Source organism: Actinophytocola glycyrrhizae, from assembly GCF_042653545.1.
GTDB classification, from domain to species: Bacteria; Actinomycetota; Actinomycetes; order Mycobacteriales; family Pseudonocardiaceae; genus Actinophytocola; species Actinophytocola glycyrrhizae.
In genome coordinates this window covers 433,176-454,063 of sequence record NZ_JBHSIS010000010.1, presented here as the reverse complement: position 1 = coordinate 454,063, position 20,888 = coordinate 433,176, and the positions used below count along the sequence as shown (strand labels likewise).

21 protein-coding genes and 2 tRNA genes are annotated in these 20,888 nt (G+C 69.9%); 15 read left to right on the top strand and 8 right to left on the bottom strand.

Annotated elements, in window-relative coordinates; all coding sequences use genetic code 11:
* Nucleotides 1-155: 155 nt before the first annotated feature.
* Nucleotides 156-1,109: a hypothetical protein gene (locus ACFPCV_RS23825; RefSeq protein WP_378058509.1), complete on the bottom strand. Its 954-nt coding sequence runs from the start codon at nucleotides 1,107-1,109 to the stop codon at nucleotides 156-158.
* 172 nt (nucleotides 1,110-1,281) lie between these two features.
* Here ACFPCV_RS23825 and ACFPCV_RS23820 point away from each other — a divergent pair, with 172 nt between their 5' ends.
* From ACFPCV_RS23820 to ACFPCV_RS23805, 4 genes are all read left to right on the top strand, one after another.
* Nucleotides 1,282-1,941, top strand: a complete 660-nt coding sequence (locus tag ACFPCV_RS23820; protein WP_378058508.1) for a YdcF family protein — start codon at nucleotides 1,282-1,284, stop codon at nucleotides 1,939-1,941.
* Nucleotides 1,942-1,951: 10 nt separating this feature from the next.
* Nucleotides 1,952-3,250, top strand: a complete 1,299-nt coding sequence (locus ACFPCV_RS23815) for a deoxyguanosinetriphosphate triphosphohydrolase (RefSeq protein WP_378058507.1) — start codon at nucleotides 1,952-1,954, stop codon at nucleotides 3,248-3,250.
* Nucleotides 3,251-3,289: 39 nt separating this feature from the next.
* A complete protein-coding gene (locus ACFPCV_RS23810; protein WP_378058506.1) occupies nucleotides 3,290-4,399 on the top strand; it encodes a serpin family protein in 1,110 nt (369 codons plus the stop codon).
* 63 nt (nucleotides 4,400-4,462) lie between these two features.
* Nucleotides 4,463-5,050: a carboxymuconolactone decarboxylase family protein gene (locus tag ACFPCV_RS23805; protein ID WP_378058505.1), complete on the top strand. Its 588-nt coding sequence runs from the start codon at nucleotides 4,463-4,465 to the stop codon at nucleotides 5,048-5,050.
* Here the strand turns inward: ACFPCV_RS23805 and ACFPCV_RS23800 are convergent.
* Nucleotides 5,031-5,966, bottom strand: a complete 936-nt coding sequence (locus tag ACFPCV_RS23800) for a sigma-70 family RNA polymerase sigma factor (protein ID WP_378058504.1) — start codon at nucleotides 5,964-5,966, stop codon at nucleotides 5,031-5,033. The two genes, ACFPCV_RS23805 and ACFPCV_RS23800, sit on opposite strands and share 20 nt — an antisense overlap.
* Nucleotides 5,967-6,001: 35 nt before the next feature.
* Between ACFPCV_RS23800 and dnaG the strand changes: the two genes are divergently transcribed.
* From dnaG to ACFPCV_RS23785, 3 genes are read left to right on the top strand one after another with little or no spacing between them, the layout of a single operon-like run.
* Nucleotides 6,002-7,903 carry a DNA primase gene (gene dnaG, locus ACFPCV_RS23795; protein ID WP_378058503.1) on the top strand — a complete coding sequence of 634 codons (1,902 nt, stop codon included), beginning with the start codon at nucleotides 6,002-6,004 and terminating at the stop codon, nucleotides 7,901-7,903.
* Nucleotides 7,900-8,433, top strand: coding sequence for a hypothetical protein (locus tag ACFPCV_RS23790; protein WP_378058502.1), 534 nt, complete (start codon nucleotides 7,900-7,902; stop codon nucleotides 8,431-8,433). Before dnaG ends, ACFPCV_RS23790 begins: the two co-directional genes overlap by 4 nt.
* 33 nt (nucleotides 8,434-8,466) lie before the next feature.
* Nucleotides 8,467-9,231, top strand: coding sequence for a trans-aconitate 2-methyltransferase (locus tag ACFPCV_RS23785; protein WP_378058501.1), 765 nt, complete (start codon nucleotides 8,467-8,469; stop codon nucleotides 9,229-9,231).
* 39 nt (nucleotides 9,232-9,270) lie between these two features.
* Here ACFPCV_RS23785 and ACFPCV_RS23780 read toward each other — a convergent pair whose 3' ends face one another.
* Nucleotides 9,271-11,427: an MMPL family transporter gene (locus tag ACFPCV_RS23780; RefSeq protein WP_378058500.1), complete on the bottom strand. Its 2,157-nt coding sequence runs from the start codon at nucleotides 11,425-11,427 to the stop codon at nucleotides 9,271-9,273.
* A 138-nt stretch (nucleotides 11,428-11,565) separates the two neighbouring features.
* Between ACFPCV_RS23780 and ACFPCV_RS23775 the strand changes: the two genes are divergently transcribed.
* Entirely contained in the window at nucleotides 11,566-12,159 is a 594-nt protein-coding gene (locus ACFPCV_RS23775; protein WP_378058499.1) for a TetR/AcrR family transcriptional regulator, read from the top strand.
* A 29-nt stretch (nucleotides 12,160-12,188) separates the two neighbouring features.
* Nucleotides 12,189-13,067 carry an SMP-30/gluconolactonase/LRE family protein gene (locus ACFPCV_RS23770; RefSeq protein ID WP_378058498.1) on the top strand — a complete coding sequence of 293 codons (879 nt, stop codon included), beginning with the start codon at nucleotides 12,189-12,191 and terminating at the stop codon, nucleotides 13,065-13,067.
* A gap of 122 nt (nucleotides 13,068-13,189) precedes the next feature.
* Here the strand turns inward: ACFPCV_RS23770 and ACFPCV_RS23765 are convergent.
* Nucleotides 13,190-13,262, bottom strand: a tRNA-Asn gene (locus ACFPCV_RS23765).
* Between the two features lie 139 nt (nucleotides 13,263-13,401).
* Between ACFPCV_RS23765 and ACFPCV_RS23760 the strand changes: the two genes are divergently transcribed.
* From ACFPCV_RS23760 to ACFPCV_RS23750, 3 genes are all read left to right on the top strand, one after another.
* The gene (locus ACFPCV_RS23760; RefSeq protein ID WP_378058497.1) at nucleotides 13,402-13,638 is read left to right on the top strand and encodes a hypothetical protein; all 237 of its coding nucleotides are present in this window, start codon (nucleotides 13,402-13,404) and stop codon (nucleotides 13,636-13,638) included.
* Entirely contained in the window at nucleotides 13,613-14,608 is a 996-nt protein-coding gene (gene add / locus ACFPCV_RS23755; protein WP_378058496.1) for an adenosine deaminase, read from the top strand. Before ACFPCV_RS23760 ends, add begins: the two co-directional genes overlap by 26 nt.
* A gap of 21 nt (nucleotides 14,609-14,629) precedes the next feature.
* Nucleotides 14,630-14,706, top strand: a tRNA-Ile gene (locus ACFPCV_RS23750).
* Between the two features lie 206 nt (nucleotides 14,707-14,912).
* Here ACFPCV_RS23750 and ACFPCV_RS23745 read toward each other — a convergent pair.
* Nucleotides 14,913-15,113 (bottom strand): hypothetical protein, encoded by a 201-nt coding sequence (locus ACFPCV_RS23745; protein WP_378058495.1) that lies wholly within the window; start codon nucleotides 15,111-15,113, stop codon nucleotides 14,913-14,915.
* Entirely contained in the window at nucleotides 15,110-15,415 is a 306-nt protein-coding gene (locus ACFPCV_RS23740) for a hypothetical protein (protein ID WP_378058494.1), read from the bottom strand. Before ACFPCV_RS23740 ends, ACFPCV_RS23745 begins: the two co-directional genes overlap by 4 nt.
* 182 nt (nucleotides 15,416-15,597) lie before the next feature.
* Between ACFPCV_RS23740 and ACFPCV_RS23735 the strand changes: the two genes are divergently transcribed.
* The 3 genes from ACFPCV_RS23735 (at nucleotide 15,598) to ACFPCV_RS23725 (ending at nucleotide 19,345) form a co-directional block, all read left to right on the top strand.
* The gene (locus ACFPCV_RS23735) at nucleotides 15,598-16,872 is read left to right on the top strand and encodes a helix-turn-helix domain-containing protein (protein ID WP_378058493.1); all 1,275 of its coding nucleotides are present in this window, start codon (nucleotides 15,598-15,600) and stop codon (nucleotides 16,870-16,872) included.
* Nucleotides 16,869-17,417, top strand: coding sequence for a flavoprotein (locus ACFPCV_RS23730; protein ID WP_378058492.1), 549 nt, complete (start codon nucleotides 16,869-16,871; stop codon nucleotides 17,415-17,417). The genes ACFPCV_RS23735 and ACFPCV_RS23730 overlap by 4 nt, the downstream gene beginning before the upstream one ends.
* A 464-nt stretch (nucleotides 17,418-17,881) precedes the next feature.
* Nucleotides 17,882-19,345 carry a GMC oxidoreductase gene (locus ACFPCV_RS23725; RefSeq protein WP_465251571.1) on the top strand — a complete coding sequence of 488 codons (1,464 nt, stop codon included), beginning with the start codon at nucleotides 17,882-17,884 and terminating at the stop codon, nucleotides 19,343-19,345.
* Here the strand turns inward: ACFPCV_RS23725 and ACFPCV_RS23720 are convergent.
* Together ACFPCV_RS23720 and ACFPCV_RS23715 are read right to left on the bottom strand one after the other, a co-directional pair.
* On the bottom strand, nucleotides 19,326-19,817 hold the full coding sequence (locus ACFPCV_RS23720) for a carboxymuconolactone decarboxylase family protein (protein ID WP_378058491.1): 492 nt from the start codon (nucleotides 19,815-19,817) through the stop codon (nucleotides 19,326-19,328). The two genes, ACFPCV_RS23725 and ACFPCV_RS23720, sit on opposite strands and share 20 nt — an antisense overlap.
* Before the next feature lie 2 nt (nucleotides 19,818-19,819).
* Nucleotides 19,820-20,887, bottom strand: a complete 1,068-nt coding sequence (locus ACFPCV_RS23715) for an NAD(P)H-dependent amine dehydrogenase family protein (protein WP_378058490.1) — start codon at nucleotides 20,885-20,887, stop codon at nucleotides 19,820-19,822.
* Nucleotide 20,888: the final 1 nt, after the last annotated feature.

The window sequence follows — 20,888 nt, the reverse complement described above, 5'->3', positions numbered from 1 at the left end:
GGTCGAGTTCATGGTGCCTCCGATGGCGGACCCGACAGGAGGGGCGTTCCCCCGGTGCCGAGGCCAGGTAATGGTCCAGGCGTGGACCTGGTGGTTCGTGGGTGAGCTGGTAGGGGTGCGCAGGCGGGTGGCGGCCGCGGTGTCGCCGGGTGGCCTCAGACATGGGCGGTCACCTCCGGGCGGGGGCGGGTGGTGGCCTGGTCGTAGGCGCCGCGCAGCAGGTCGGCGACCGCCTGCGGTTCGTCGCGTAGTTGTGCCGGTGGGGTGTGCACCACCAGCACGCCGCACGCGGTCAGCCGGGCGGCTCTGCGCAGCGCCGCCTTGGTGTCCGCGGGGGACAGGTCGAACACGTAGGAGTCGACCTCCCACGCCAGCCCTACCTCGTCCCACCACGCGTCGGCGGTCGCCACGTGCGAGCCGTTGGCCGAGGTGATCGGGACCCGCCAGGCCGGCATGGGCAGGCCCGCCCGCTGCACCAGGCGTTTCGCCCAGCCCTGCGCCACCGAGCGGACCTTGTCGTCGATCTCGGCCAGCATGCGGCGGGGGAGAGCGGTGCCCCTCGGGCCTGCCCGGTCCAGTTCGTCGCGGAGGGTCGCCGGGGTGATCCTGCCCCGGGAGATCGCCTCACCCAGCAGCGCGCGGACGTGCTCGGCGGCCTTGGCGCGGCGACAGGTGTCGATCGCCGCTCTCGGCAGCGGGGCCACCGGGAAGCCGGCCAGGTGCAGTGGTTCCGGAAGCTGGTGGGTGCGTTCGAACAGCACGCCGTCCACCAGCCTGGGTTGTCGGCGCGGCGGTACGAGCAGGTGCACGGGGCCCTCCAGCCTCGCGGCCGCCATCTCGTGCAGCCGCAGCGCGTCCACCCCGGTCAGCACGGCCCCCGGGCCCGCTACGGTCAGCGCGGCGTGGATGCGCTGGGTTCTGCTCGGCGGCTGGTTCGTGAGCAGCACCAGCCCTGATTCCAGCCGCTGCCACGGGCCGCCCTCCTGGCAGCGTTCGTGGATCGCGCGGCCGCTGAGGCCCAGCGCGATCAGCTCGGTGGCCGGTGCCACGAGGTGGTCGAAGACGCGTGGAATGGCGTCGAGGTCGAGGAGTGCGCGGTTCTCGTTCACGGCGCAAGCAAACCCGACGCCACCGACCTCCGCCGCCGCTCAAGATCGTCATGTGGACAACCGCCCCGGCTGTGGACAACTCGGCGGTGAGCAACCTCCGACACCCCGCCCGCGTCAGGGTTCGCGGGTAGCATTCGACGTTTTACCTACCATGTCTGGAAGGATGGCCGGAGTGAGCCACGACGAACCGAGATCCGTGCGCCGGTTCCTGGGGCGCCTCTTCCTCGGTGTGTTCCTGGTCGGTGCGCTCGTCGTCGGCGGCACCGGGTTCCGGGTCTGGCAGGTCGCCCGCGACGACGACCGGACGGCCGCCGACGTGGTGCTCGTCCTCGGCGCGGCCCAGTACGCGGGCACCCCGTCGAAGGTGCTCGAAGCCCGGTTGCGGCACGCGAAGGACCTCTACGACCAGGGCGTCGCCCCCTATATCCTCACCACCGGCGGCAACCAGCCCGGCGACACCTACACGGAGGCCACCGCGGGCGTCCGCTGGCTCACCGAGCACGGTGTGCCCGAGGACCACGTCATCCCCGTCGGCGAGGGCAACGACACGCTCGGCAGCATCGAGGCCGCCGCAGAGGAGATCCGCGGCCGCGGCTGGCGGAGCGTGGTGATCGTCAGCGATCCCTGGCACTCGCTGCGTGCCAGGACGATGGCCGCCGACGCCGGCCTCGACGCGTGGACCTCGCCGACGCACAGCGGCCCGATCGTCCAGACCAGGCAGACGCAGATCCGCTACATCCTGTACGAGACCGCCGCGCTCCTGTACTACCGCGCGATGAAGGCGCCAGCCGACAACATCGGCGTGCCTGGAAATGTCGGTGCGGACAAGTAACCTTCCCCACATGACCACGGGGTACGGCGAGCACGACATCGCGCGCCAGTTCGCGGAACCGGAGAAGGCGGCGCTGCTGCCCGGCTCGCTCTCGCCGCTGCGCAGCGGCTTCTCCCGGGACCGCGCCCGCGTGCTCCACTCGGCGGCGCTCCGGCGGCTGGCGGGCAAGACGCAGGTCGTCGGGCCCGGCGAGGGGTCCGAGGTCAGCGGTGCGCCCCGCACCCGGCTCACCCACTCGCTCGAGGTCGCGCAGATCGGCCGCGGCATCGCGGAGGACCTCGGCTGCGACCCGGACCTCGTGGAGATGGCCGGGCTCGCGCACGACATCGGGCACCCGCCGTTCGGCCACAACGGGGAACGCGCGCTCGACGCGGTGTCCCAGGCGTGCGGCGGTTTCGAGGGCAACGCGCAGACGCTGCGGATCCTGACCAGGCTGGAGCCCAAGATCGCGGGCCACGGCCTCAACCTGACCAGGGCGTCCCTCGACGCCGCGACGAAGTACCCGTGGCCGCGCATGGCGGGCACCGACAAGTTCGGCGTCTACGAGGACGACCTGCCGGTGTTCGAGTGGCTGCGGGCCGGTGCGCCCGCGGACCGGTGCTGCATCGAGGCGCAGGTCATGGACTGGGCGGACGACGTCGCCTACTCGGTGCACGACGTCGAGGACGGGGTACGTGCCGGGCGCATCGCGATCCGCGACCTCGGCGACCGGGTCGAGCGGGTGGCGGTCGCTGAGCTCGCCGCGAAGTACTTCAGCAAGGAGTCGGTGTCCGAGCTGGAGGACGCGGGCTGCGAGCTGCTGCGGTTGCCGGTGATGGCGGCACTGAGCGAGTCGGGCTACGACGGCTCGCTCACCTCGCAGGTCGCGTTGAAGCGGCTCACCAGCGAACTGGTCGGCCGGTTCGTGTCCGCGGCGGTCACCGCCACCCGCACCGAGTACGGCGACGCCCCGCTGACCAGGTACGCGGCCGACCTCGTCGTGCCGCCGAGGGTGGCGGCGGAGGTGGCGCTGCTGAAGGCGGTCGCGCTGCGGTACGTGATGAGCGACCTGAAGCGGCTCGCGTTGCAGGCGCGGCAGCGGGAGTGGCTGGCCGAGCTGGTGGCGCTGCTGGGGGACCGGGGGCCGACCGCGCTGGAGCCCGCGTTCGTGCCGGCGTGGGAGGAAGCCACGGGGGACGCGGAGCGGTTACGCGTGGTGATCGACCAGGTGGCGTCGCTGACCGACGCGCAGGCGGTCAGCTGGCACGAGGCGCTCGCGGGCGGAGCGGAAAGTGTCGTGGTGACGTGGCACACTCGAGGACATGGCTGACTTCGATCCACGGTTCGTCCGCGCCGGTAAGGGGAGCCAGTGACGCGCCACCTCGCGTTCGCTCTCACACTGCATCGCGTCACCGCGCCGGACCTGGCCGCCAACGCGTGCTGGTCGCCGTTCTCGGTGGCGTCCGCGCTCGGGCTGGTCGCGCAGGGCGCGCGCGGCCTGACCCGTGACGAGCTGGCCGTCCTGCTGGTGGGGGAGAAGTCCGGTGACCTCGCCGGGCTGGGGGCGTTGCTGACCCGCGCCGGTGTGCTGGAACCACACCGGGACAACGAGGACGAGCCGGTGATCGCGGTCGCCAACACGTTGTGGGCGGACGAGTCGATCGACGTGTACGCGTCCTATGTGGACGAGCTGGGGCGCTGGTCGAGCGGCATGGTGCGGGAGGCGCCGTTCCGGGAGAACCCGCTGCGGGCCCGCGACATGATCAACCTGGACGTCGCGAAGACGACCAGGGACCTCATCCCCGAGCTGCTGCCGTCCGACGCGATCCGCGAGGACACGGTGTCGGCGCTGGTCAACGCGCTGTACCTGAAGTGCGCGTGGAAGCACCGGTTCGCGGAGGGCGCGACGACGCCGCTGCCGTTCCACACCCCGGGCGGTGTCAAGGACGTGCCGACCATGGAGCTGTCCGCGCGGCTGGGCTACGCGGCCACCGACGGGTGGCAGGTCGTCAGCATGCCGGCCGTCGGCGGGGTCGAGGCGGTCGTGCTGTTGCCGGACACCGACCTCGCGACCGAGGAGCCCGGTCTGGACGCCGACCGGCTGGCCGGCCTGCTGGGCGCGCCACGACACGAGCAGGTCGAGTTGCGGCTGCCGAAGGTCGACGTGCGCATGCAGGCCGAGCTGTCGCCACCGCTCAACGAGGTCGGGGTGCGGACGGTCTTCACCAGGGACGCGGACCTCGGCGGCATCACCGCGAGCGAGCTGGCCGTGCAGGCCGTGTTGCACGAGTCGGTGCTCAAGCTCGACGAGCAGGGGCTGGAGGGCGCGGCGGCCACGGCGGTGATGATGCGGCTCATGTCGCTGCCGACGGGGCAACCGGTCGAGGTGCACGTGGACCGGCCGTTCCTGCTGGTGGTCCGGCACCGGGAGACCGGGGTCGTCTACTTCCTCGCCAGGGTGACCGACCCGGCCGAGTGATCCGTTCGCGCCTGTCACACCTGGCGGCGTCTCCTCGTCCACCCCGTGAACGAGGAGGAGACAATGCCAAGAATCCCAGGGGTGGCCACGAAGGACGCGGGGTTGGTGGTCCGGATCGGCTACTGGATCGCGAAGCGGCGGTTGGGGGTCGTGCCCGAGCCGTTCTCGGTGCTGGCCCGGCACCGGAAGCTGTTCATGGCCGCCGCGCGGCACGAGGTGGCCGCAGGGAAGGCGAGCAGGAAGCTGCCGACGAACGTGCGGGACCTGGCCGTGTTCCGGGTCGCGCAGCGGCTCGGGTGTTCCTGGTGCGTGGATTTCGGCACGATGCTGCAGAAGCACGAGGGCCTGGACGTCGAGCGGCTCAAGCACATCGACGACTACCTGACCTCGCCGGCCTACACGCGGCAGGAGCGGCTGGCCGTCGCCTACGCCGACGCGATGACGACGACGCCGGTGAGCGTCACCGACGAGCAGGTCGAACGGCTGCGGGAGGAGTTCGGCGACGAGGCGGTCGTCGAGCTGACCTACCAGATCGGCCTGGAGAACATGCGGGCGCGGACGTACGGCGCGCTCGGCATCCGCGACCAGGGCTTCAGCTCCGGCGACGCCTGCCGTCTTCCCGACGCCGACGTCAGATCCGCAGGTGCGTGAGCTTGTCCGGGTTGCAGACGTCGTAGATCCGGCTGATCTGCCCGTCGCGGACGTCGAAGGTGACGACCCTGCGGTCGAGCGCCCGCAGCTCGCCCTCTTCCGGCATGTCCGGGATCGCCATGCCGATGTCGCCGTTGACCAGCACCAGTTCGCCGCGGGCGATGCGGTGCGGGCCGTACATCTCGGCGAGGCCGAACAGGAAGCGGCTGATCTTGTCCGAGCCGACCATACGGCGGCGGGACGTGCGGGCCTTGCCGTTGCTGTCGCCGACGAGTACGGCGTCGGGGTGCAGCAGTCCGACGACACCGTCGAGGTCGCCGGACAGGATCGCGGCGAGCAGCTGTTCGACGATCTCGCGTTGCGCGCCGAGGTCGGTGGGGTCCGGCCGTTCCGCCTCCGTCACCGCGCGCCTGCCGCGCGAGGCGTGCTGGCGGGCGGTCGCCTCCGTGACGCCGAGGATCGTCGCGATCTCCGAGAACGGCACGGAGAACGCGTCGTGCAGCACGAACGCGACCCGCTGTTCCGGCGACAGGTTGTCCAGCACGACGAGCGCGGCCATCCGCACCTCCTCGTCCCGCACGACTGTCTCCAGTGGATCGTCGCCGGGCTGCGCGCCGTACAGGGTGACGATCGGTTCCGGCAGCCACGGGCCGACGTACCGCTCGCGCTGGGCGGCGGCCGAACGCAAACGGTCGAGGCAGATGCGGCCGACGACGGTCGTGAGCCAGCCGCGGAGGTCCCGGATCCCGGCGCGCCGGGCGTCGTCGAGACCGGCCAGCCGCAGCCACGCCTCCTGGACGGCGTCCTCGGCGTCGGAGACGGTGCTGGTCAACCGGTAGGCGACGCCGATCAGGTGCGCGCGGTGTGCCGAGAACTCCTTCGCGAGGACATCGTCGCTGACCGTCACACCCGCCATCCTACTGACCGCGGGGACGCCTAGACTCGGACAACGTGGCAGGACGGATCCGGGAAAGCGACATCGCCGCGGTCCGCGACCGCAATCGGATCGACGACATCGTCGGCGAGTACGTGTCGCTGCGGCGGGCGGGCGGCGGCGCGCTGAAGGGCCTGTGCCCGTTCCACGACGAGAAGACGCCCTCGTTCAACGTGCGGTCCACCCACGGCACTTTCCACTGCTTCGGCTGCGGCGAGGGCGGCGACGTCATCGCCTTCCTCATGAAGATCGACCACCTGAGCTTCGTCGAGGCGGTCGAGCGGCTCGCCGAGCGCAGCGGCATACAGCTGACCTACGAAGGCGGTCCGCCGACCCGCCAGCGCGACAAGGGCACCAGGACGAGGCTGGTCGACGCGCACCGCGCGGCCGCGGAGTTCTACACCGAACAGCTCGCGACGCCTGAGGCGGTCAAGGCCCGCGAGTTCCTCGCCGAGCGCGGGTTCGACCAGGCCGCTGCGACGACGTTCGGCTGCGGCTACGCGCCCGCGGGCTGGGACAAGCTCACCAAGCACCTGCTGGGCCGCGGGTTCGAGATGCAGGAGCTGATCAAGGGTGGCCTGTCCCGCGAGGGCAGGCAGGGCCCGATCGACCGGTTCCACCGCCGTCTGCTGTGGCCGATCAGGGACCTCGGCGGCGACGTCGTCGGCTTCGGCGCGCGGCGGCTGTACGACGACGACCAGATCCAGGCGAAGTACCTGAACACCGCGGAGAGCCCGATCTACAAGAAGTCGCAGGTGCTGTTCGGGCTCGACCTCGCGAAGCGGGAGATCGCGCGGCGCCACCAGGTGGTGGTGGTCGAGGGCTACACGGACGTGATGGCCATGCACCTCGCCGGTGTGCTCACGGCCGTCGCGTCCTGCGGGACCGCGTTCGGCACCGAGCACATCACGGTGCTGCGCAGGCTCCTCATGGACGACGACGCGTTCCGCGGCGAGGTGATCTACACCTTCGACGGCGACGAGGCAGGCCAGAAGGCGGCCCGCAAGGCGTTCGACGAGGACCAGAAGTTCGCCGCGCAGACGTTCATCGCGATCGCGCCGGACGGGCAGGACCCGTGCGAGCTGCGGCAGTCCAAGGGCGACGTCGCGGTGCGCGACCTGGTCGCCAGGCGAAGGCCGCTGTTCGAGTTCGCGATCAAGACCGAGCTGTCCGAGCACAACCTGGACAACGCGGAGGGCCGGGTCGAGGCGCTGCGGCGGACCGTGCCGATGGTGGCGCGGATCAAGGAGGTGGCGCTGCGGGACGAGTACGCGCGCCAGCTCGCGGGCTGGGTCGGCTGGGAGGACACGGCGACGGTCGTGCGGCGGGTCCGCGAGTCCGCCGGTGGCACGCAGGCACCGGCGCGGCGGGCGGCCAGGCCGGTGGACCCCGGGCAGGGCGCGCTCGCGGTCGATGTCGACGGGCCGCCCCGGCCGAACCCGCGTGACCCGCGGCTGCACGTCCAGCGCGAGGTGATCAAGCTCGCGCTGCAGGAGCCCGCGTTCGCCGGTCCCATGTACGACCAGCTGCCGCAGGAGGTGTTCGCGCACCCCGCGTACGCCGAGCTGCACCGCGCGGTGTTGCAGGCGGGCGGCACGGCGAGCGGGCTCGCGGGCGCGGAGCTGATCGACGCCGTGGTGAAGTGCTGCGAGTCGGCGGTCGGCCGCGCGCTGGTCACCGAGCTGGCCGTGGAGGCCATCCCCACCAGGCAGAACGCGATCGAGCGGTACGCGGCCGGCATGCTCGCCGCGCTCCAGCGACAGCTGCTGGCCGGGCAGATCGCCGACATCAAGTCGCGGCTGCAGCGCCTGTCGCCGATCGAGGAACCGGACGAGGCGCGCGCGTTGTGGGGCGACCTCGTCGCGCTCGAGCAGTACTACAAGGCGCTGGGGGAGCAGGCCGCGGGAGGAATCGCATGAGTGTCCTGCGAAAGCTGCTCGACAAGGTGATCGGCGACGGCACGCCGTCGGGCTTCACCGGCACGCTCGAGAAGGACGAGAATGTCGTCGTCACCGCGGAGGTCCGTGGCGGCGGGCACCTCGTGGTGACCACGCTGGGTCTGTGGGTGCCGTCGGACGCCGGGCCACGCCGCATCGGCTGGCACCTGCTCAGCAAGGTCACGTGGGGCGAGGGCGTGCTGGTCGTGATCGAGGCCGACGAGACGGGGGAGGCCGGGGACGCGGTCCTGCTGACCGACCGGACGCCGCGCCGGTATCCGCTGGTCGACCCTGGCAAGCTGCCGCACGCCGTGCACCGGCGGGTGACCGAGTCGATCAGGTCGCGCCACCACCGGGAGCTGCCGGGCGGGGGAGCGTGGTTCGTGCAGCGCAAGGTGCCCGGCCGGGACGGCATCGTGCTGCAGGTCAGGGCCGATCCCGGCACGGACCCCGATGCCGTGCGGACGGTCGCCGCGGAGGTGGCCGTCAAGATCCGGGAAGCGCTACAGTAAACAGTACGGATGTACGGTTTGCTGGGAGGCGCTGTGTGGGATCCCGTGGAGTACCTGGCCTTCGCAGACCACCGCTCGCGGCCGTTCTTCGACCTCGTCGGCCGGGTCGCCGCGGCGGCTCCGCGCCGGGTCGTCGACCTCGGCTGCGGGCCGGGCAACCTGACCGCCACACTCGCCGCGCGGTGGCCGTCGGCGCGGATCGAGGCGTCGGACTCGTCGGCGGAGATGGTGGCGGCCGCCCTGGAACGGGGGATCGACGCGTCCGTGCTCGACGTGCGGGACTGGCAGCCCGCTGCGGACACCGACGTGGTGGTGTCGAACGCGGTGCTGCAGTGGGTGCCGGGACACGGGGAACTGCTGGCGCGCTGGGTGAAACAGCTGCCGCGGCGGGCGTGGCTCGCGTTCCAGGTGCCGGGCAACTTCGGCGCGCCGTCCCACGTGCGGGTGCGTGAGCTGGCCGCGTCGCCGCGGTGGCGGGACCGTCTCGAGCCGCTCGTACTGCGTGAGGACGACGCCGTGCTCGACCCCGAGGGGTACGCGAGCCTGCTGTCGGACGCCGGTTGCGCGGTCGACGCGTGGGAGACCACCTACCTGCAGCGGTTGACCGGTGCCGATCCCGTGCTGGAGTGGGTGACGGGCACGGCGCTGCGGCCGATCAGGACTGCCTTGTCCGATGTGGACTGGGCGCAGTTCCGCGCCGAGCTGGCACCCGTGCTGCGTGCCGAGTACCCGCGGCGCGCGGACGGCACGACATGGTTCCCGTTCCGCCGCGTCTTCGTGGTCGCCCGGACGCCGTGACGGGCACCTTCGCCGAAGGTGCCCGTCACGGCAGTGCGCCTAGCCGACCGTGACCCGGTCACGTTCCCCCGGCGGCGGGACCGTCGCCCGGTCGCCGTGGCCTGGCCACCACGCCGCGTGGCCGAGCAGTGCGGTGAGGCTCGGCACCAGGAACATCGACATCACGAACGCCGCGATCAGGATGCCGACCGACACCGCGAAACCCATCTCCATCAGGAACGAGACACCGGCCAGCAGCATCGACGCGAACGTGCCCGCGAGGATCACGCCCGCCGCGCCGACCGACGGGCCGCCGTGCTCGACCGCGAGGTCCGCGGCCTTGCGCGGGTCGTTGCCGAGTTTGGCCTCCTCGCGCAGTCTCGCGATCATCAGGATGTTGTAGTCCGTGCCGATCGCGACCACGAACAGGTACACGAGCATCGGCAGCATGAACGACACGCCCGGCCGGTCACCGATGCCCTGGAACACCAGCACGGTCGCGCCCATCGTCGAGAAGAACCCGACGACCACCGCCAGCATCAGGTACAGCGGCGCGACGAGGCTGCGCAGCAGCAGACCGAGCACCAGCGCGATCAGCACACCCGCGACCGGGAAGATGACCCACAGGTCCCGGTTGTTCGCGTCCCGGATGTCGGCGAACGCCGAGGTCAGGCCGCCGACCTTCGCGGTGGTGCCCGCCGGGGCCCGCGAGTGCGCCACGTCCCGCAGCGGCCCGTCCACCAGGTCGAGCGAGGAGTTCGCGTACGGGCTGGAGTCCAGCAGCAGGTCGATCCTGGCGACGTTCCCGTCCTCGCTGAGCGTGGCGGGCTGCCCGGTCGGCCCCGGCATCACCCCACCGACGCCGGGCACCTCCTGCAGCTCCTGCGCGTAGGTCGCGAGCGCCTGCTCGTCGAGCGTGCCGCTGTCGGCCTTCACATACACCGACGTCGGGTTCAGCGCACCGGCCGGGAACCCGGTCGCCATGAACTCGAGGCCCCGCGCCGACTCGGTGTCGCCCGGCAGCTGACCGGTCTGGTCGTAGTCGGTGTTGAACCCGAACATGCCCAGCGCCAGCACCACCATCACGCCACCGGACGCGACCGCGACGACCCCGGGACGGCGGCCGGTGAACTTGCCGAGGCGCTGGAACAGTGTGCCCTTCGGCGTGCGCTGCCAGGACTTCGACGGCCAGAAGACCTTGGGGCCCACCAGGGACACGACCGCCGGGACCAGCGTGACCGCCGCGATCGCCATCACCACGACCGCGATCGACAGGCCCGGCCCGAAGCTGGTGAACGCGCCGAACACCGCGAGCAGCAACGCCATGAACGCGATGACGATGGCCGCGGCGGCGGAGGTGATGACCTCGCCGACCCGCGCCAGCGCCGCCACGAGCGCGGTCTTCGGGTCGTCGCCGGCCCGCAGCCGCTCGCGGTAGCGGAACAGCAGGAACACGATGTAGTCGGTGCCGACGCCGTACAACACGATCGTCATCACGATCTGCACCGACTGGTCGACCTGGAAGTCGAACGCCTGCGCGAGCCACGCGACCAGCCCCGGCGCGATGGCGCTCACCAGCCCGACCGTGACGATCGGCAGCAGCGCCGCGACCGGGCTCCGGTAGATCACCAGCAGCAGACCGATGATCAGCACGATCGTGGCCGCGCCGACGATCACCAGCGCGGTGTCGAACGCGTCGGCGTTGTCGGCGAACATCGCGACGTCACCGGTGACCGCGTACTCCAGGTCCGTGCCGCCCAGCGCGTCCGTCGCCCGTTCGCGGATCTCCTTGACCGCCTCGACGAGCTCCGGGTCGTCCCCCAGGCCCTCGAGCCCGACGGTAACCAGCTGGACCTTCTTGTTCGGGGCCAGGAACTGGTCGCCGGTGAGCACGGCCGTGACCCGGTCGATGCCCGCGCCGTCGAGGTCCTCGCCGAGGTCGCCGATCGCCGTCCGGTCCGCGTCGGTCAGCGTCTGGCTGTCCTGCCGTTTGACCACGATCGTCGCGCTGGCCTGGTCGGCCCGCCCGAAGGACTGTTCGGCCAGCTCACCGGCCTGCACCGACTCGTAGTCGGCAGGCAGGAAGTTGGCCTGGTCACGGGTGGTGACGTCGGCGAGCGTCGGCGCGAACGCCACGATCGCGATGGTGACCAGCACCCAGCCCGCGATGACCTTCCACGGATTGTGCACGACCAGACGTCCCAGTCGTTCGAACATCTTTCCTCCCCTGTGAGATGCCGCCCTCCCCGACAAGCGGCGAGTCTACCTGCCGCCCGGTAGGTAAGATCGTGTGAGGGTCCAGGCGGGGCGAACGCTAACGTGAGCGGGCTGAGAAACTGCTGAGGAGGAACGCGGATGGACGGGGACACCCGCGAGACGATTCGTGCGGTTGCCCTGGAGCTGTTCTCGAACAAGGGGTTCGAGCAGACAAGCCTGCGGGAGATCGCCGAACGTGTCGGGCTGACGAAGGCGTCGCTGTACTACCACTACTCGTCGAAACAGTCGCTGTTGCTGGCAGTGGTGGAGCCGGTGATCACGGGCTGGCGGACGATCGTCGACGACACCGCCCGGCTCGAACACACCCCGGAGAACGTGCGCCACGTGGTGGGCCGGTGTCTCGACGTGTTCCTCAGAAACCGTTCGGTGGCGGGCATCTTCCAGCGGGACGCCGCCGGTGTGGCCGTGGTCCTCGGCGAGCTGTGGGACGACATGGTGGGCCTCGGGAAGCGGCTTGTCGCGTGGTTCGCGGGCCCCGCGCCGACGACCGCGGACCGGCTGCGGGCCGTCGCCGCGATGGAGGTGCTCGGCGCGGTGCTGTCCTCGACGACCTACCAGGACGAGGACGAGTTCACCGAGGAGGAGATGCGTGCCGTCCTGTCGCAGGCGGCCATGGACGTCCTCCGCCTGTCGGCTGAACCCGCCGCGTCCGGCGTGCGTAGGTTGGGTTGACCCTGTCTACTCACGCAGAGGACGTTTCGATGTTTCGACGCGTTGGAGTTGTACTGGCCGCCCTGCTCGTGTTCTCGCCCGCGGTGGCGGCCGCGTCCCCGGTCTTCCCCACGACGATCGACCTGCCGGACGGTTTCCGGCCGGAAGGGATCGCGATCGGCCCCGGTCCGGTGGCCTACTTCGGATCGCTCGCCGACGGCTCGATCTACCGCGCCGACCTGCGGACCGGCCGCGGCCGCGTCGTCAGCGAGGGGCCCGGCACGCCGTCGGTGGGGCTCAAGACCGACGGAAGGGGCCGCCTGTACGTCGCCGGTGGTGTCGCCGGGAACGCTCGGGTGATCGACACGCGCACCGGCCGGGTGTTGGCCGCGTACCAGCTGACCACCGCGGCCGCGTTCGTGAACGACGTGGCGCTGGTCGGCGGCGCGGCGTGGTTCACCGACTCGACGAACCAGCAGCTGTACCGGCTCGAACGCGGGACGGTCACGACGGTCCCGATCACCGGCGACCTGGTGTACGGCGAGGGGATCAACGCCAACGGCATCGCCCCGACGCCGGATGGCAAGGCGCTGCTGGTGGTGCAGTCGAACACCGGCAAGCTGTTCCGGGTCGCGTTCGACGGCCGGTCCACCCAGGTGGCGCTGGACTACCCGCTCACGAACGGTGACGGCCTGCTGCTGTCCGGCCGCACCCTGTACGTGGTGCAGAACCGGCTGAACACGGTCGCAGTGCTGCACCTGGACCGCGCCGCGACCCGCGCGGTCCTGAGGACGACGCTGACCGACGAGCGGTTCGACGTCCCGACCACGGTCGCGGCCTTCGGCAACCGGCTGTACCTGCCGAACGCGCGGTTCAACACCACGCCGGGACCGGACGTGGAGTACCAGGTGATCGCTGTTCGCCGTTGAGCTGCTCGACGGTATGACCTCGCACACAACGCCCCGACGAGGTCCCGCGAAGCGGCGACGACCTCGTCGGGGGCCGGGCGGTGGGCATGAAAAAGCCCCAGGCGCATGGCCTGGGGCGAAAGCTCCTCCAGCTGGACTCGAACCAGCAACCCTTCGATTAACAGTCGAATGCTCTGCCAATTGAGCTATGGAGGATCGCCTACCGGACCCGGTCCGGCGAGAGGTAACTCTAGCGCATGGCTGGAACCGGGTTTCCCGCCACCCGGCGTTCAGGGCCCCGGTGGGGGAAGATGGTGGGGAAACCAGCAGGTCGAGCCATGGGAGGCGAGGACACATGAAGGCGTTCATCCTGGGCGCCGCGGTCGGGTACGTACTGGGCGCGAAGGCAGGCCGCGGCCGATACGACCAGATCATGCGGACCTACCGCAAGATCGCCGACCACCCCGCCGTGCAGGGCGCCGCGGGCATCGCCCGTGCGAAGGTGGGCGAGAAGACCGGCCTCGGAAACCGGCACAAGGCGACGGCCCAGCAGAACAACGGCCGGCGTGAACCTGCCTACACCCAGTCGTGATCTGCGGGGGCTGCCGAAGGCGCAGCTCCACCTGCACCTGACGGGTGCGATGCGGCCGGCCACGCTCCTCGAGCTGGCCGGCCGCCACCGCGTCACGGTGCCCCCGCCACTCGCCGACGGCGCCGGAACATGGGCGGCGTTCCAGGACCGCTACGACGCGTCCCGCGCCACCCTCCGCACCCCGGCCGACATCGCACGCGTGATCGCCGAGGCCGCGGCCGACGACGCCGCCGACGGCTGCCGGTGGATGGAGATCCAGGTCGACCCCACCTCGTACGCACCGGTCTTCGGCGGACTCGAGGCGGCGCTGGAGGTGGTGCTCGCCGGTGCCGCCGCCGCACCCATCCCGGTCGGCGTGCTGGTGGCGTCGAGCTGGCAGCGCCCACCGTCGCACGCGGTGACACTGGCCCGCCTCGCCGCCCGGTACGCGGCACACGGAGTCGTCGGCTTCGGGCTGTCCAACGACGAACGCGGCGTGGAGGTGGCCGACTTCGCCCCGGCCTTCCGGGTGACGGCCGACGCCGGGTTGCTGGGGGCGCCGCATTCGGGTTTCTACACGCCCGCATCGCACGTGCGGTCCTGCGTCGAGTCCCTGGAGGCGGCGCGGATCGGACACGGGACGTCAGCCGTCGCCGACCCGCGGGTGCTGTCGCTGCTGGCCGAACGGCAGGTGGGGGTGGAGATCTGCCCGACGTCGTACCCGCCGTTCGGAGTGCACGAACTGTCCACCGTGCCCGTGCGCGCGTTCCTGTCGGCCGGGGTGCCCGTCGCCCTGTCGACCGACGACCCGCTGCTGTTCGGGGTCGGCCTCGCCGGACAGTACGAGATCTGCCGGAACTCCCTCGGCCTCACCGACACCGAGCTGGCCACCGTCGCCGCCGGCGGCATCCGCACGTCGGCAGCCCCCGAACCACTGAAGAAGACACTCCTGGCCGAGGTCGACGAATGGCTCTCTTTCGCCAGCAAGTAACCTTTCCGCACACCGTTACTGGGGGCGGTAGCTCAGTCGGTTAGAGCAGGGGACTCATAATCCCTTGGCCGTGGGTTCGAGCCCCACCCGCCCCACCACGTCTTCCTCATCGACTGAGTGGCTTGGTGAGTGTCGCTCAGCGCAGACCACCGCTCACACGGCTGTGGACAACGGCAGCCCGACTGCAATGCACGGCCAGCCCACCCCGCAGACCATGCACAGCCCCGATCGTGTGCCTGGTCGGTGTGCCTGCAAGGCGATGATCAGCTGCTCGTACTGTTGCACCGCCAGCAGCAGCTCAGCCTCACGCCGCCGATGCTTGCCCACAGTGGCTCCGCTCATCGTTGCTTCCGCCGTTTTGCGTGGGCTTGGCAGGACCGTCGACCGCCCACGCTCGTCGTCGGGCGCTCAAACTGTCGGTCGCCAACCACCAAGTTGCCCACGCGACGAACCCCAGGAACGGCGAGGTCACGAGCAGGAACACCACGAGCTTGTCCATGGTCATGACTGCTCGCTGCTCGTCGCTTCGGCACGGGAGTCCATCTCGGTCAGAGCTTCGGTGCCAAGTTGCACCAACGCTCGAAGCGCATCAACGTCGAAGGCGAATTCGAACTCGTTGGTACCGCTGCCGAAGATGATGACCATCTCGTCACCGCCGTTGATCGTGTAGCGCATCGGGCAGCTGCCATGGGCGCTGGCCCAGCTGACCACCTTGATTGGCGAGAACAGGTCGAGTGCCACCGGTTGCACATTCCTTTTCTGACGTCGGTTGCGATGGGTGGGGCCTTCCAGCGCCAGCTCGGCCACCATGGAGCCTTTAGGGCGTTCCCCTGAAGGTTGGGCGCCGGGAAACACCGACGCTGGATGCCGTGATCGCGAAGTTATGCCGCTCTCAGTGACAAAGGCTGTACAAACTGTCCGGTCATATGCGTTGTCTCGGCACGTCGGCGGTTTACGCTGTCTTTGCGGACCGAGCCGACAACCGTGGAGTGATCAAGGTCGTGACCAGCGCCGATGACCACGACGAGCTACTGCGTCGTCGCCACGTGGCCGATGTCGTGCTGTACTGGATGCGTCGACGCGGCCTGACCCGGCAGATCTTCGCCGACCGCCTTGGCAAATCGGTCAGTTGGGTCGACAAGATCAAGAATGGTGATCGGCAGCTCGACCGTCTGAGCGTCCTGCGCCAAATTGCTCACGTGCTGGACATCCCCTTGCAGGTGCTCATCGACCCTGACGAAGCCGACCGTCGGCGCCGCTGCCCCGATGAAGGCGACATCGCCGCCATCCGCTCGGTGCTGCGTCGCTATGACGCCATCACCAACGTCTTCCGTCCGAACGGCGACGTCCTGCCGGAGCCGAACCTGTCCCAGCTGGAGCGCTCGGTGCGCTACGGCTGGATGGCCTTCCAGGTGTCGAACTACCAGGCCATCGGCCAGCTGCTTCCCGACCTCATCCGCCAGGCCCAAGCCGCCGTCTGGCAACTGGGTGGCGATGACCGACGCAGCGCGCAAGCGTGGCTGGCCTGGACATATCAGCTGACCGCGGCGACAGCCTTCAAACTCGGCGACGCCCAGCTCGGCTGGGTCGCAGCCGACCGAGGCATCCAGCTTGCCGAGCAGACCGAGAACCTGACCCTGATCGGCAGTGCCGCCCGATGGGTGGCCCACGCCTTGATCGACACCTACCGCGGCAGCGACGCCGTGACGATGGTGCGCGCCGCGGCGGACCGCCTGGCACCTCATCTCAGGCAAGCCGATACCGCGTTCATGTCGGCCTACGGCATGTTGATGCTCAAGGGCAGCATCGCCGCCGCTCAGCTGCACCAAGCGGCGGACGTTCGAGACCTGCAATCCGAGGCGCTGGCCGTCGCCAACAAGTTGGGCACCGGCTCCAATGTGCTGTGGAGCTCGTTCGGCACCACCAACGTGCGAGTCCATGAAGTATCCGCGCTGGCTGACATGCAGAGCGGCGGCCGAGTGACCGAGGCCGCCACCAGCATCTCCCAGGTCGAACTGATGAGTCTGCCCAAGGAACGACGCGCCAGCCATCTGCTGGACGTCGCCCGCGGCTACCTACAGGCGGGCAAGCGCGACGAAGCTGCTTCGCGTCTGCTCGATGCGGATCAATGCGCTCCCGACGAGGTCCGCTGCCGCCAGATGACCCGCCGGCTGATCGACGATCTGGTGAGCAGCTGTCCCCGAGGTACTCGGCCGTCGGCCGCCTTGGTCAGCGTGGCCAGAGCCGTCGGAGTCACCGTATGAACGTCGCGCAACCACAGCGGGTGCTCCATGTGGTCACCTGCGCCACGCTGGCTGCTCGTGATGTCAGCAGGTTGGTCGGTCTGGCGCAGGACGCAGGGTGGACCGTGTGTGTCGTCGCGACGCCGATGGCCACCCGGTTCATCGACCAGGCCGCCTTGGCGGCGCAGACCGGCTACCCCGTGCGCAGTGACTACAAGCAGCCCGGCGCAGCCGATGCCCTGCCTCCCGCCGATGCCATGATCGTTGGCGGAGCCAGCGCCAACACCATCAACAAGCTGGCGGCCGGGATCTCGGACAACTTGGCACTTGGCGTACTCAACGAAGCCGTCGGGCTGGGTTTGCCGCTGGCGATCCTGCCGTTCGTGAACACCGCTCTTGCGGCCCACCCGGCGTTCCTCCGCAGCGTTCGAGAGCTGCGAGACGCTGGCGTTGATGTGCTCCTGGGCGACGGTGGGTTCGTGCCGAACCCGCCTGGCGAGGGTGAGCAGAAGCTACCGGGCTACCCGTGGGAGGCGGCGCTACAAGCGGTGGAGAAGCTGCATTGACGCCGAGGAGTAGACGCAGAACCGAAGGTTCGTGCGTACCCAAGAGCGTCGTCGGGGAGAGCCTCGACCTTGTCGACGACCCGGGAACGAAGGTAGTCGAGGTACCGGAGAAACACCTCGGCACGTGACGATGCCGGGGCGGTGGGCTCGGGGAACTCCACAGGCATCCGGTGAGTATGCCGCGCTGCCCGCGATGTCCCGAAGGTGTCTTCCCCAGTCAGGGCCTGTTCGGGCGGGTTACTCCGGCGTACGTAGTGACTTGATCTTCCCGCGTGAGTATAACTTGTTCTAATCCCTGCGTAGGTGAGGTGGCTCGCGTCATGAAGACAACGGTGTCTGACAAGGGTTCTGGTCGGGTCTCGCGGCGAATGTTCATCGCTGGAACGAGTTCTATTATTGCTACGGCTGCCCTGGCTGGGCGTGCGGCTGCCGCCATCGGGGACGGGGCACATGTTCCGGTCCTCGTGATCGGCACCGGGTACGGCGGGTCCGTCACCGCCCTGCGGCTTGCCCAGGCCGGTGTGGACGTCCACATGCTCGAGATGGGGCAGGCGTGGGAGACACCGGGCAGTGACGGCAAGATCTTCCCCAACACGAGGACCCCCGACTACCGCTCCTACTGGTTGCGCACCAGGACCAAGCAGCCACTCAGCAACTTCCTCGGCTTCCCGATCGACAAGGACGTGCCCCGGCACGCGGGCATTCTCGACGCCGAGGAGTTCGCGGGCATCCTCGTCTACCAGGGACGGGGGATCGGTGGGGGATCGCTCGTCAACGGTGGCATGGCGGTGACCCCGAGGCGGGAGAACTTCGGTGCGGTGCTGCCGTCGGTCGACCCGGCCGAGATGTACGACGTGTACTACCCGAGGGCCAACGCGGAGCTGGGGGTCAACCACGTCGACCAGTCCTGGTGGGAGAGCGTCGACTGCTACCAGTACGCGCGGGTTGGCCGCAAACACGCGCAGCGGTCCGGTTTCGCGTTCACGCTCGTGCCCAACGTGTACGACATGAACTACATGAAGCAGGAGGCCGCCGGGACCGCGCCGCAGTCGGCGGTGGCCGGGGAGATCCTGTACGGCAACAACCACGGCAAGAAGTCGTTGCCGAAGACCTACCTCGCGCGGGCCCGTGCGACCGGGCGCGTCCAGATCACGCCGCTGCACCGGGTCACGTCCGTCACGCGGGCCGGCAACCGGTACGCCGTCGTGGTGGAGCAACTCGACACGAGCGGGACGGTCACCGCCACCAAGACCGTCACCGCCGACCGGGTGTTCTTCGCCGCCGGCAGTGTCGGCACCAGCAAGCTGCTCACCAAGCTGAAGGCCACCGGCGCGCTGCCGAACCTGAACAGTGAGATCGGCAAGGGCTGGGGCGACAACGGCAACGTCATGTGCGGGCGCGCCAACCACCTCTGGGACCCGACCGGCACCGTGCAGACGTCGATCCCGACCGCGGGCATCGACAACTGGGCCGCGGGCGGCGCGTTCGCGGAGGTGGCGCCGCTGCCCACCGGGATCGAGACGTGGGCGTCGTTCTACCTGTCCATCACGAAGAACCCGAACCGCGCGCGGTTCACGTGGAACGCCGCGGCGAACCGGGTGGACCTGAGCTGGCAGACGGCGTGGAAGCAGCCCTCGATCGACATGGCCAAGACCATCTTCGACAAGATCAACGCCAAGGAGGGGACGATCTACCGCACCGACCTGTTCGGCACGTACAAGATCTGGGGTGACCACCTCACCTACCACCCGCTTGGCGGCGCGGTGCTGAACAAGGCGACCGACAACCACGGCCGCCTCCACGGCTACCCCGGGCTGTACGTCATGGACGGTGCGCTGATCCCCGGCAACGCCAGCGTGAACCCGTTCGTCACGATCACCGCGCTGGCGGAGCGGAACATCGAACGGATCATCGCGGAGGACCTGTGACCGGCAGGGCGCACCGGGTGTCCAGGCCGAGCACCCGGTTGAGCCTGCCGAACGCCAGCCACGAGCCGATGCTCATGGACAGCTCCACGATCTCCTTCTGGCTGTAGTGCGCGGTCATCCGCGACCAGAACTCCTCGTCGATGCCGTGGTGGTCGGTGGCGTACCGCTCGGCGTACTCGGCGGCCAGCCGTGTGCGGTCGTCGAACGCATCGGTGGTGCGCCACTGCTCCACCGCCGCCGCGAACTCGGGCTCGACCTTCTGCCCGTCCCGTTCGGTGCGCCAGTCCTGGCAGAACAGGCACCCGTTGAGCTGCGCGATCCGCAGGCGCGCGGCCTCGAACTCGCGTAGCCCCAGCGTGGTGTTGGCGTAGACGGACAGCGAGAAGTTCGCCGCCGCGGTGCCGATGCCCGGCACCATCTCGCCCCACACGTACGCGATCGGGTCCTTCCCGTCGGGGATGTCGACGTGCATGGCTACTTCCTCTCCAGTCGGCCGGGGCGGAGCGGGACGTCGAGCGCGTCGTACAGGCCGGGTTCCGCGTCGGCGAGCCAGTCGATCGCGTTCACCAGACGGCCGACGGCGGTGGCGTTGCCGCCCGCGGACCGGTTCTCGCCCTCGTCGGTCGCCTCGACGGTGACCTCGATGCGCGGCCTGCCCTCGATGACGACGCGGTGCGCACCGGCGCCGCTCGGTGGTTGCGGCCAGTCCGGTGCGCAGGAGGGGTGGATGCGGGTCACGTGCTCGATGACGATGCGGGGTTCGCCGTCGACGATGCCCTGCACCTCGAAGCGGACCGCGCCCTGCGTGCCTTCGGCGAACTCGCCCATGGTCCTGGTCGTGACGGTCGTCCCGAGCGGGCGGCGGTCCATGGTTTCGCGGAGTTCGTCCAGTTTCACGCCGAGCGCGCGGGCCATGAGGCGGATCTGGCCGCCCCACACCATCGTCGGCACCATGGGCAGCAGCATCGGCGGCTCGTAGTCCATGGGCTGGCCCATGCCGACGAGGTAGCGGACGGAGTCGGGCTGCTCGTAGGTGGAGTAGTCGAAGATCTCCTGGCAGCGCACCACGTCGACGCGGGTGCCGAGCCCGGAGATCAGCAGCGGCAGGACGTCGTTGCCCCAGCCCGGGTCGACACCGGAGACGAACAGGGCGCCGCCACCGTCCCGGATCGCGGCTAGAACGGGTTCTCGTAATTCGGGTGGTGCGTTGCGCTGGTCGTAGAGCGGGTAGAGCGACGGCGTGACGACCACGGCGCCCGCGCGGATGGCGCGGACGATGTCGGCGAGCGCGTCGTCGAACCGGACGTCGCCGGACGCCGCGTACACGACGGCTCCCGGGCTGGCGGCGAGCACGCCGTCGATGTCTTTGGTGGCGCGGACTCCGAGTTCGTGACCGAGACCGGCGACGAGGCCGGCGTCGCGCCCCGCCTTGGCGTCGTCGTGCACGATGACGGCTGTCAGTTTCAGCGCGGGATGGGCGTCGACCGCGCGAATGGCGGCACGGCCGACGTTGCCCGTGCCCCACACCACCGTGGCAATCATG